General features: G+C 72.6%; 9 protein-coding genes. 7 read left to right on the plus strand and 2 right to left on the minus strand.

The annotated features are described in order from the left end of the window. Positions 1-26 precede the first annotated feature (26 nt). The 4 genes from AB8Z75_RS09180 to AB8Z75_RS09195 all read left to right on the plus strand — a co-directional run bounded on the left by AB8Z75_RS09180 (position 27) and on the right by AB8Z75_RS09195 (position 2,936). The gene (locus tag AB8Z75_RS09180) at positions 27-347 is read left to right on the plus strand and encodes a multidrug efflux SMR transporter (protein ID WP_369200924.1); all 321 of its coding nucleotides are present in this window, start codon (positions 27-29) and stop codon (positions 345-347) included. After that, positions 347-904, plus strand: coding sequence for a TetR/AcrR family transcriptional regulator (locus AB8Z75_RS09185; protein ID WP_369200925.1), 558 nt, complete (start codon positions 347-349; stop codon positions 902-904). The genes AB8Z75_RS09180 and AB8Z75_RS09185 overlap by 1 nt, the downstream gene beginning before the upstream one ends. Before the next feature lie 54 nt (positions 905-958). Continuing rightward, positions 959-1,948 carry a 2,3,4,5-tetrahydropyridine-2,6-dicarboxylate N-succinyltransferase gene (gene dapD / locus AB8Z75_RS09190; protein ID WP_369200926.1) on the plus strand — a complete coding sequence of 330 codons (990 nt, stop codon included), beginning with the start codon at positions 959-961 and terminating at the stop codon, positions 1,946-1,948. Between the two features lie 67 nt (positions 1,949-2,015). Beyond that, the gene (locus tag AB8Z75_RS09195; RefSeq protein ID WP_369200927.1) at positions 2,016-2,936 is read left to right on the plus strand and encodes an EI24 domain-containing protein; all 921 of its coding nucleotides are present in this window, start codon (positions 2,016-2,018) and stop codon (positions 2,934-2,936) included. Positions 2,937-2,952: 16 nt separating this feature from the next. Here AB8Z75_RS09195 and AB8Z75_RS09200 read toward each other — a convergent pair whose 3' ends face one another. Further along, a complete protein-coding gene (locus AB8Z75_RS09200) occupies positions 2,953-4,761 on the minus strand; it encodes an endonuclease/exonuclease/phosphatase family protein (protein ID WP_369200932.1) in 1,809 nt (602 codons plus the stop codon). A 471-nt stretch (positions 4,762-5,232) separates the two neighbouring features. Between AB8Z75_RS09200 and AB8Z75_RS09205 the strand changes: the two genes are divergently transcribed. From AB8Z75_RS09205 to AB8Z75_RS09215, 3 genes are all read left to right on the plus strand, one after another. Then, a complete protein-coding gene (locus AB8Z75_RS09205; protein ID WP_369200928.1) occupies positions 5,233-6,813 on the plus strand; it encodes a hypothetical protein in 1,581 nt (526 codons plus the stop codon). Between the two features lie 557 nt (positions 6,814-7,370). Beyond that, complete coding sequence (locus tag AB8Z75_RS09210) at positions 7,371-8,654, plus strand: YeeE/YedE family protein (protein WP_369200929.1); 1,284 nt, start codon at positions 7,371-7,373, stop codon at positions 8,652-8,654. 203 nt (positions 8,655-8,857) lie between these two features. Further along, the gene (locus AB8Z75_RS09215; RefSeq protein WP_369200930.1) at positions 8,858-10,390 is read left to right on the plus strand and encodes an MFS transporter; all 1,533 of its coding nucleotides are present in this window, start codon (positions 8,858-8,860) and stop codon (positions 10,388-10,390) included. On the opposite strand, the gene AB8Z75_RS09220 is transcribed toward AB8Z75_RS09215, so the two are convergent. Then, the coding region (locus AB8Z75_RS09220) for a DUF1648 domain-containing protein (RefSeq protein ID WP_369200931.1) at positions 10,374-10,976 on the minus strand (603 nt) is incomplete at its 5' end. The genes AB8Z75_RS09215 and AB8Z75_RS09220 overlap by 17 nt on opposite strands.

Consider the following 10,976-nt stretch of genomic DNA (forward strand, 5'->3'; position numbering starts at 1 on the left):
ACGCATCGTTGTGTACGCTCGTACGCATGGTCTATGTGACGCTCGCGGGAGCGATCCTCGCCGAGGTGCTGGGGACGACGGCGATGAAGTACAGCGACGGCTTCAGCAAGCTGGTGCCGTCCCTGATCACCGCCGCCGGATACGTGGTGGCGTTCGTGCTGCTGTCGCACACGCTCAAGACGATGTCCGTGGGGACGGCGTACGCCATCTGGTCGGGCGCGGGTACGGCGGTCATCGCCCTGATCGGCATGGTCTTCATCGGCGAGTCCGTCACCGCCGCGAAGATCCTCGGCCTGCTGCTGGTGATCTGCGGAGTGGTCGTCCTGAACCTGGGTGGGACGCATTGATGGCGCGGCGGTACGACCCCGAGCGCAGGCAGCGCATCATCGACGCCGCCATCCGCCTCGTGGAGCTGAAGGGGATGGCGGCGCTCAGTCACCGCACGGTCGCCGCGGAGGCCGACGTGCCGCTCGGCTCGACCACCTACCACTTCGCGAGCCTCGACGACCTGCTGCTCGCCGCTCTGGAGCAGGTCAACAGCGAGCCGCAGACCGCCATCGAGTCCTGGAGCGACGAGCTGACCGAGGGCGTCCCTGTGGCGGACGGACTCACACGGGTGCTGGAGGAGTACGCCTCCGGCGGGCGCGGTCGCATCCGGCTGGAGTACGAGCTCTACCTGGCGGCGCTGCGCCGCCCGCTGCTCCAGCCGGTGGCCGCCGCGTGGCTGGACGACATGGTGCGGGTGCTCTCCCGGCACACCGCCGACCTGGCGACGGCCCGCGCCCTGGTCGCGCTCATCGACGGGCTGTTGCTCCAGTTCCTGCTCACCGACCGGCCCTTCGACCGGGAGGAGGTCCGCGGAGCGCTCGCCCGGGTGCTCGGCGATCCGGGCGGCGGCCGGTGACCTTCCCGCAGACCGGTTCGTCATCCCGTGCGCACTCCGGATAGCGTTCGAGACATGACCGAAGCACCCAATCCCAGCACCACCGGGGCCGTCGCCGCCGGTCTCGCCACGGTGGCCGCCGACGGGACCGTCCTGGACACCTGGTTCCCGCGCCCCGAGCTCGTCGCCGAACCAGGGCCCGCGGGCAGCGAACGGCTGAGCGCCGAACGCGCCGCCGAGCTCCTCGGCGAGAGCGCGCCCCAGGCCCTCGGCGAGGACCCCCGCCGCGGCGTCGAGATCGTGGCCGTCCGTACGGTCATCTCCTCACTGGAGGCGAAGCCGCTGGACGCCCACGACGTCTACCTGCGGCTGCACCTGCTCAGCCACCGCCTGGTGCGGCCGCACGGCCTCAGCCTGGAGGGACAGTTCGCCCACCTGGCCAACGTCGCCTGGACGAACATCGGCCCCGTCCCGGTGGAGCGGGTCGAGCAGGTACGGCTCGCCGCCCGCGCCTCCGGCACCCACCTGGCCGTCACCAGCGTGGACAAGTTCCCGCGCATGACCGACTACGTCGTCCCCAAGGGTGTGCGCATCGGCGACGCCGACCGCGTCCGGCTCGGCGCGCACCTGGCCGAGGGCACCACCGTCATGCACGAGGGCTTCTGCAACTTCAACGCGGGCACCCTGGGCACCTCCATGGTGGAGGGCCGCATCAGCGCGGGCGTCGTCCTCGGGGACGGCACCGACCTGGGGGGCGGCGCCTCGATCATGGGCACCCTCTCCGGCGGCGGCAAGCAGATCGTCTCCGTCGGCGCGCGCTGCCTGATCGGCGCCGAGGCCGGGCTCGGCATCGCGCTGGGCGACGACTGCGTCATCGAGGCGGGCCTCTACGTCACCGCGGGCACCCGGGTCACGCTGCCGGACGGCAAGGTCGTCAAGGCGCTGGAGCTGTCCGGCGCCAACAACCTGCTCTTCCGCCGCAACTCCGTCACCGGCACCGTCGAGGCGCTCCAGCGCAGCGGTTCGTGGGGCGGCCTCAACGAGGCGCTCCACAGTCACAACTGAGCAGCGATCGCGAAGGCTGGGTCACAGACTCCTGGCGCGCATGCCCGTAGGCCGTAGGCTTGCGGGCATGCGTGATCTTGGGGCCGGGCTGCGGTATCTGGGGCAGGGACAGCGGTGGGTGCTCACCCGCGGGCGGTGGTTCGGGTTCGGGCTGCTGCCCGCGCTCATCACCCTCGTGCTGTACGCGGCCGTGCTCACCGCTCTCGGCTTCTACGCCGACGACCTCGCCGCCTGGGCCACGCCCTTCGCCGACGACTGGGGCTCGGTGGGGCGGATGCTGACGCGCGGCGTCTTCGCCGTCATGCTGTGGCTCGCGGTGCTCATGCTGGCCGTGGTGACGTTCGCCGCCGTCGCCCTGCTGATCGGTGACCCCTTCTACGAGAAGCTGTCGGAGAAGGTCGAGGAGAGCGAGGGCGGGGTGCCGGAGGGCGCCGTCGAGCAGCCGCTGTGGCGCGAGCTGTGGACCTCGCTCACCGACAGTCTCTTCGTGCTCTCCCGCACTCTCGTGTTCACCGTCCCGCTCTTCGCACTCGGCTTCATCCCGGTGATCGGCCAGACCGTCGTCCCGGTGCTCGGCTTCTGCGTCTCGGGGTTCTTTCTCGCCCTGGAGCTCACCTCGGTGGCGATGCAGCGCCGGGGCATCCCCGTGCGGGAGCGGTTGCGCATGCTGCGGGGCCGCAAGGCGCTCGCCCTCGGTTTCGGCGTCCCCCTCACCCTCGCCTTCCTGGTGCCGCTGCTGGCCGTCCCGCTGATGCCGGGTGCCGTCGCCGGCGCGACGCTGCTGGTACGGGACCTGACGGGCACGGCCGCGGGGGCACCCGGAAACGGCCACAGGCACCCGGGTGCCCAGGCAGCGCCCCCGCCCGCCGCGCCGCACGTCCAGCAGCCGCCACAGGCCCAGCCTGGCCCGTACGCTCAGCCTGGCCCGTACGCCCAGCCCGGCCCGTACGCCCAGCCCGGCCCACGCCCCCAGCAGCCGCCGCGCTGAGGCGACCGCAGCGGGATCAGCGGCGTCGGATGCGGACCACCGACGGATCGTGGTCGCTGGTCTGATCGGCGAACTCGGCGTTGATGTGGACGATGTCGTACTCGGGACGGCCGGCGCCGGGGCTGGTGAGCAGGTGGTCCAGCGTCTGGGAGTTGCCGTTGAAGACGTAGCCGTAGCGCTCGTCCTCGGGCAACCGCTCCATGGGGCTGGTGAGGGCGTGGCCTGAGCGCAGGGCCTCCAGCGTGGGGGAGAAGGGGAAGTCGTTGAAGTCGCCGCCCGCGACGACGACGGCGTCGCGGTCGCGTGCTCGGATGTCCCGCACGAACGCGTTCAGCAGCCTGCCCTGTTCGACGCGCTGCGGCTCCGAGTGCCGGGCCGGTGGCTGGAACCTGCCCTCCATCGGCTGGTCGCCCTCCAGATCGCCGCCGCCCTTGGAACTGAAGTGGTTGGCGACCACGAACACCGTGCGGCCACGGAAGCGGAACTCGCCCGCCAGCGGCTTGCGGCTGGCCTTCCAGGCCGGGTCCTGCGGCGCGATGCGCCCTGGTGAGGCGGACAGCGCCGGCTCGCCGTCCTCGCCGACCACCCGCACGGGTGTCGTCGCGTCCCCGCCGGGGCGGTCGGTGAAGGAGACCCGCTCGGGGTTGTAGAGGAAGGCGACGCGTATGTTGCCGCCGGGCTGGCCCCCGTCCGCCTGGTCGACCGGGTCTATCTGACGCCACTCGTAGGAGGGCCCGCCCGCCTTCTCGATGGCCTCCGTGAGCATCGCCAGGGTCCGGTCGGCGCCGACCGTGCCGTCGTCCTTCGGGCCCGTGTCGTCCTGCACCTCCTCGACGGTCACGATGTCGGGCGAGGAGAGGTTGGTGACCAGCCCGTCGGCCAGACGCCGGAACTTGGCGGGCTCCGACGCGGGGGAGAGGTTCTCCACGTTGTAGGTGGCCACCGCCAGCTCGTCGGCGCGCTGCTCGCGCGTGCGCTCGCGCTCCAGATGGTGGTCGCGGTGGGAGCCGAGCGTGGTGGCGCGCAGGGTGTAGCCGCCGAACTGGTCGTAGTCGAGCGGGCCTTCGGTGGTGCCGCGCAGCTCGTCGCCGACGTTCGCCTGGGGGAAGGGGTGCTCCCGAAGCGGCAGGAGGGAGGAGACCTTCACACGGGCGCCGTTCTGGTCGCCGTAACCGCCGTAGAGGGTGCCGCCCCGCGGTGTCGGGTTCTGGCGCCGGTCGGTGGTCACCCACAGGTCGTGGTAGCGGGAGGTGGGCCCGGTGACTCGCGCGTCGCGGACGGCGACACGCATGCCCTCCAGCGCCTCGTAACGGTCCAGCGCGTACCGGCCGGGCCGCAGGCGGAGGTTCTCGATGCTGCCCCCGCCGGCGTCGGGCGCGTACCTCTCGGGCACCGAGCGCGGGGTGAGCGCGAAGGCGTCCGGCAGCGCGCCGCTGCCCCGGCGCCCCCGCTCGTCCGCCGCCTTCCAGGTGGCGTCCGTCAGTTCGGTGACCGACTGGCCGCCCGCCTCCTCGCCGCCCGGGTAGTACTCGCCGACCCGGCCCGCCACCCGCAGGCTGTCGCCGACCGAGACGCCGGGGCTCTCCTCGCCGGTGTGGACGAAGAGACCCTCGCTGGTTGCCGGGTTCCGGTCCGGGTGCGGGTCCTGCATCCAAAAGCCGCGCGCCGACCCGAAGTCGCGCACGCCGGTGACGATTCCGAACACCCCGGCGACCCGCTGCCCTGCCATCGGGGAGCGTCTGGTGGAGCCCTGGATGTCGTGGATGCGGGGCGCGTGGGCGGCCTCGGCGCCCGGAACGGCCGCCGAGGCCGGAAGCGCGGGCAGCGCGAGCAGCGTGGCGCAGACGGCGGCGACGGTCAGCGTCGCGCTCCTGGCCGACCGCGAGGAGGCCCGCGAGGAGGCCTGGCCGGAGCCGGAGCCGGAGCCGGAGTCGGAGTCGGACGTTCGGCCCGCGGTGGCGGGGGTGCGGGACGTGGATCCGGGGGTGGTACGGAACGGCACGGAGGGCCTCCGGGTGCGTGGGGGGGCGTACGGGACAGGACGTACGAGAGCGGTGCGGACGTACAGGTGTGGTGGGGGACGACAGCGGATCGGACTTCTCGCGCGGCATTGTCAACGCGCGTAAAGCATGGCGGGAGAACGGCAGTTGTCAAGGTCGTGACGGGCCCGCGAGCGGTCACGCCACCCCGCTGTTGCGTGCCCGGTGCACGATTCGGGCACCGGCGGACAGAACCCGTCTACGCTGGTCCTCGCACCGTCCGGCAACCGTAGGACTCGTAGGAGATGAACCCGCACATGACCGGTGACGACCGTCCCACCCTGCCGCCCGTACGGCTGCCCTCCGATGCCGAACTGGCACGGGACGCACTGGCCGCACCGCTGCTCGCCCGTGCCGTGGAACTCACCCGCTGGGCGCGCCGCGGCGGGCCCGAGGGAGCGGGGGTCCCGGTGGGAGCCGGCGGCGAACTCCTCTCCGAGCAGCTGAAGGAGGCCGCCGCGCACCTGGGGCTCGGCGGCGAGGAGGAGGCACCCGCACTGGCGGCCGACGCCTGGAACTTCGCCGTGGACACCGGACTGCTCGTCATCGAGGAGGACCAGGAGGGCGGGGAGGACCCGGCGGCCGACGACGGGCAGCCGAGCAGCGACGAACCCGTGGGCCGGGCCACGCCCGAGGCCGAACTCGGCGGCCTGACCGGCGATCCCGACGAGGCCATGCCGGCGCCCGCCGACATCCTGGAGCTGTGGCTGGGCGGCCTGGAGACCGTGCTCGCCGACGCCGCGACGCCCAGTTTCGAGGAGCTGCTCGGCGGTATCGAGGGCGCGGTCGGAGCGGACGGCGAGATCGACACCGACGCCATCGATCTCGATGCCCTGGACTGGGACCCGGAGGAGGAGGGCGAGGCCCTCGACAGCGCGCTCGGCAACCTCTACCTGCTCACGGCCACCGAACCCGCCGTCGCCGCCGGCTCGATGGTGCCGCTCCCCGTACTGGCCGCCTCCATGATCGTCCCCGAGGACATGGACGAGCCCACCGACGAGGTGCTCGAAGCGGTCTCCACGGCGATGATGCGGCTCGACGAGCAGTTCCGCATGCTGGAACCGACGGGTCTGGTCGAGTACCGCCCGGTCGACGAAGCGCTCACTCAGGAGGCCGCAGAGGGCGAAGAGGCCGCGGCGGCCGAGGAGTTGGGCGGCGAGCTCGACGACGAGGACGTCTCCCGCTACGGGATGGTGCGGCTGACCCCGCTGGGGCTGCACGGTGTGCGGGCCCGCATGCGGGAGGCCGGTATGGAGGTGCCCGCCGTCGGCGACCTCGCGGACGCCGGGGCCGACCGGCTGCTGGCCACCCTGCCCGTCTACACCGAGGACAACGCGCGCAGCGAGATCGAGGGATGGTTCGCGGCGCGGGCCGAGGAGGGGACGCTGGGCGCGGCCCGCGAACTCCTCGCCGCCGCCCGCGGTACCGACGAGTCCGCACCCGTGCGCCGCCTCACCTGCCAGCAGGCACTCTCCCTGGCCGGGCCGGAGGCCGAGCCCGCCCTCCGCGAGGTGCTGGACGACCGTGAGCTGGGCGGGCTGGCCCGGGTGTGGCTCGCCGAGCGGGGAGCGGCGGATGTGCCCCAGCCCGACGAGGACATGGTCTTCTGGCTGACCGTCGACACCATCGCGGCGCAGGTCGCCACCGCGGGCGAGCCGGAGGAGCTCCGCGACCTCGTCCGCGACCTGGTGGACCAGCACGCCGGCTTCTTCGACAAGGCGTGGCGGGTCGAGCACCCGGCGACCGGGGACGTGCTGGAGACGATGGGCAGGGTGCACCCCGACAAGCACGCCGCCAAGGCGGCCCGGAAGGCCGCCTTCAAGGCCCGCTCCCGCTGAGGTCCCCTCACGGGGGGTGCGTCGGCTCCCCGGTGACGCGCCCCGGCGTTGCGGCGCGCCCGCGCCGGGGGAGGGGCGCGGCGTCCCGCCGTGGTCGGGGAGGGGGGCTTCCCTGCCGTGTGCCGGTGCTTGGCGGCCGGCCGCGCAGTTCCCCGCGCCCCTTCGGGGCGCCGGCCTTCGGGGGCAATGCCCTTCGGGGGCAATACCTTTCGGGATGTCGCCCCTGTTCGTCTCACCAGGTGTCTCGCTCCGCGAGACCGACTGCTGTGCGGGCGGCGACTTCCCTTACTGTTGCACTCATGTTCGGACCAGCGTGCCTGTTGGCGCTCGCACTCACGCTCTTCGCGGCCACCGCGTGGAGCGTGGACGACGCGCTCTGTCGCCGCCCCCGTCGCTGACGGCGCACGCGCAGCCCTCCGTACCCGCGCGGGTCCAGGTCGCGTCTCATCACGCGAGACGTGCGAGGTGGACGCACGGGAACGAGACCGCGTCGGCGCAGCCGTCCCTCTCCCGTCCCCGCCCTCGCTCCTCCTCCCCGTACGCGCACGGAGACGCTTGTGACAACCGCTCCCCCCTCCGCTCCCTCCGCCCGGGCGACGGCGCTGCTCACGCCCGCGCCGACCCGGCTGCCCGCGCCGGAGGCGCCCGCCGCGCCCGCTGTGCGGCGGCTGCCGCTCGTCATCGCCCTGGTGCTCGGCCTGGGGCTGACCGGCTACGTGTGGGCCGCGCACGGCACCAAGCCGGGTGTCCTGCTGCTGCTCGGCCTCGGCCTCGGCGTCGGCCTGTTCCACTCCCGCTTCGGCTTCACCTCCGCCTGGCGGCAGCTGATCGCCGTCGGCAACGGCACGGGCCTGCGGGCCCACGCCCTCCTGCTCGGCACGACCGCCACCCTGTTCGCCCTGATCATCGGCACCGGCACAGGCCTGTTCGGGGCCGCGCCGGCCCCCAGCGCCGGGCCGATCGGCGTGGGGCTGCTGCTGGGCGCCTTCCTCTTCGCCGTCGGCATGCAGCTCGGTGGTGCCTGCGCCTCCGGCACCCTCTTCGCCGTCGGCTCGGGGCAGAGCACCATCGTGCTGACGCTCGGCGGCTTCGTCGTCGGCTCGACGCTCGCCGCCTGGCAGTACGGGCTGTGGAGCGACCTGCCCGCCGTCGATCCGGTGCTCTTCTCCGACCACCTCGGCTGGGCGGGCTCCCTCGCGGTGACGCTGGTGCTGCTGGCCCTCGTGGTGCTGGTCTCGCGCCGGGTGCAGGCCCGGCGCAACCCGCCGCCCGTGGGCGTGCCGCCGTCCGCGCGCGGCACACTGGCCCGCGCCGTGCGCGGCTCCTGGCCGCTGGCCGCCGGTGCGCTGGTGCTCGCTTTCCTGGGGGCCGCCGTGCTGCTCGTCTCCGGTGGCGCGTGGGGTGTGACCAGTGCGTTCGCCCTGTGGGGCGCCAAGATCGTGGGGGCGCTCGGCGGCTCGCCCGAAACCTGGGCGTACTGGCAGCAGCCCGGGAACGCCGAGGCTCTGGCTGGGCCGGTGCTCGCCGACAAGACCAGCCTCACCGACATCGGCATCATGATCGGTGCCGCCGTGGCCGCCGCCGCGGGCGGCGTGTGGACATGGCACAGGGGCGTCGCCTGGCGCACGGCCGGGGCGGCGGTGCTCGGCGGCGTCCTGATGGGCGTCGGCGCGCGCATGGCGGGCGGCTGCAACATCGGCGCGTACCTCGCCGGGATCGCATCGGGTAGCCTGCACGGTTGGCTCTGGGGTGCCGCCGCGCTGGTCGGCACCTGGGTCGGGCTGCGGCTGCGCCCGTACGTCTCACTCGCCAACCCGAAGCCCGGCGACGGCGTCTGCTGAGCGGCTCGCCGCCGTCCGCTTCGGCCCCCTGACGACGGGGCCGGCGCGCACACGTGACCGCGCGCCCCCGCCCGAGTGCGGGGGTCGCGTGTGTGTATGCGGCGAGTCCGGCAACCCGGTTCCGTGATCCGCTACGGCCTTTCCGTACGATCGAGCAGATCCCGCCTATTCGGCCATACGGAACAAAGGGTGTGAATGCCGACGTGACAGAGAGCCCCAAGCGAGAACCGGGGGGCAAAGCGGCGACGGCTCGGCAGGTACCGCACGCGGTCGCCGAGCTGCCCCGCCAGGTGCGCGACGAGCTGGTGCGCAGACTGCGCCGTAAGGGCCGACCCTTCACCAAGGACGACGTGCAGGTCGTCGAGGAGCCGATGCTCAAGCGGGCGGTGACGGCCTCCGCGCTCGGCAACTGCATGGAGTGGTTCGACTTCGGCGTCTACAGCTACCTGGCCGCCACGATCGGCAAGGTCTTCTACCCGGGGGCCTCCGACTCGGCGCAGCTGCTCGCCTCGTTCGCCACCTTCGCCGCCGCCTTCGTCGTCCGCCCGCTCGGAGGGCTCTTCTTCGGGCCGCTCGGCGACAAGCTGGGCCGCCAGAAGGTCCTTGCCGCGACCATGATCCTGATGGCGTTCGGCACCTTCCTGATCGGTTTCATCCCCAGCTACGCCACCATCGGGATCGCCGCGCCGATCCTGCTGCTGGTCGCCCGCATGCTGCAGGGCTTCTCGACGGGCGGCGAGTACGGCGGCGCGACCACCTTCATCGCCGAGTTCTCGCCCGACCGCCGGCGCGGCTTCCTCGGCAGCTTCCTCGACTTCGGGACGTTCATCGGCTACGCGCTCGGCTCCGTCCTCGTCACCGGGCTCAACTTCGCCCTCAGCGACGCGCAGATGCTCTCCTGGGGCTGGCGCATCCCGTTCCTGATCGCGGGGCCGCTGGGTCTGATCGGCCTGTACATGCGGCTCAAGCTGGAGGAGGCCCCCGCCTTCCAGCAGCAGCTGGACGAACACGACCAGAAGGTCGCAGCCCAGGAGACCAACCGGCACGAGTTCCGCACCATCCTGCGCAGGCACTGGGAGCCGCTGCTGATCTGTGTCGGTCTGGTGCTGCTCTACAACGTGACCAACTACATGGTCACCGGCTACCTGCCGACCTACCAGACAGAAGTGCTGGGGCGCTCCGGGACGACCTCCGACGTGCTCGTGCTGGTCGGCATGGTGTGGGTGGTGGTGCTGATCACCTTCGTCGGACGGCTGAGCGACCGCGTCGGCCGCCGCCCCGTCTACCGGTGGGCGGCGATCGGCCAGATCGTGCTGGCCGTCCCCGCCTTCCTGCTGATCCGCTCGGACGGCTGGCTGCTGCCCGCCCTCGGCGTGCTGATCCTGGCGACACTGCTCGCCGGGTTCGCGGCCCCCTCGGCCGCCACGCTGCCCGCGCTCTTCCCCACGAGCGTGCGCTACGCCGCCATGGGCATCGGGTTCAACTTCTCCGTCGCCGCCTTCGGCGGAACGACACCGCTGTTCACCGAGAGCCTGGTCAGCGCCACGCACAACAACCTGATCCCCGGCATCTACCTGATCGTGAGCGGACTGATCGGGCTGCTCGCCGTCCGCTTCATGCCGGAGAGCGCCGGTGTGCCGCTGCACGGCTCGCAGCCCATGGTCAGCAACGAGGAGGAGGCCAGGGAGCTGATCTCCACCAGCCAGCAGTTGCAGACGCTCAGCCGACGCCGCTAGACCGCTCGCCGCCGCTGCCCCGCGCCCCTCGCCCCCGGTCCCTCAGCGCCGTCACCACCACGGCCAGGGTGCCGAGGGCGATGGGCAGCAGCGTGAGAACGAGTGTCGAGGTGGCAGAGCCCTCGGCGTCCTGCTGCGGAGTGGTGCTCCACATCACCCGGCACGTCGCCAACATCCCCAGCCCCACGCAGAAAGCGAGGAAGAGCTGGGCCCTGGCGACCTGCCGGGCGCCTTCGGCCGTCTTCGGCCGGTTGACGAGGCCGACGGTGCGCCTGTGCGGCGGCAACGCGGACTCCGGTGTGATGCGCAAGGTCAGCAGCGTCGTCGCGGACATCACCACGAGCACGCCGAGCTGCACGAACACGGGGACGAAAGCGCTGCCGACCGACTTGTCCGCGTACGCGTCGACGCCGTCGCTGCCGAGGTGCTGCGGCACCCTCGCGGGCAGATCCGGGTAGACCACGACACCCCACACGGTGAGCACGGCCAGCACCAGCACCCCTGGTATCAGCCACAGCCACGGGAACCGCGCTTCCGCAGTCGTCTCTTCCCCCTGCTGAGCCATGCTCGCCCCTCCCCACACACC

The sequence above is a fragment of the Streptomyces sp. PU-14G genome (genome assembly GCF_041028275.1).
GTDB lineage: Bacteria > Actinomycetota > Actinomycetes > Streptomycetales > Streptomycetaceae > Streptomyces.

Bases quoted from the DNA above. Each gene is read 5' to 3' on its own strand.
- AB8Z75_RS09180 (WP_369200924.1), top strand. From the start codon at position 27: ATGGTCTATGTGACGCTCGCGGGAGCGATCCTCGCCGAGGTGCTGGGG.
- AB8Z75_RS09185 (WP_369200925.1), top strand. From the start codon at position 347: ATGGCGCGGCGGTACGACCCCGAGCGCAGGCAGCGCATCATCGACGCC.
- dapD (WP_369200926.1), top strand. From the start codon at position 959: ATGACCGAAGCACCCAATCCCAGCACCACCGGGGCCGTCGCCGCCGGT.
- AB8Z75_RS09195 (WP_369200927.1), top strand. From the start codon at position 2,016: ATGCGTGATCTTGGGGCCGGGCTGCGGTATCTGGGGCAGGGACAGCGG.
- AB8Z75_RS09205 (WP_369200928.1), top strand. From the start codon at position 5,233: ATGACCGGTGACGACCGTCCCACCCTGCCGCCCGTACGGCTGCCCTCC.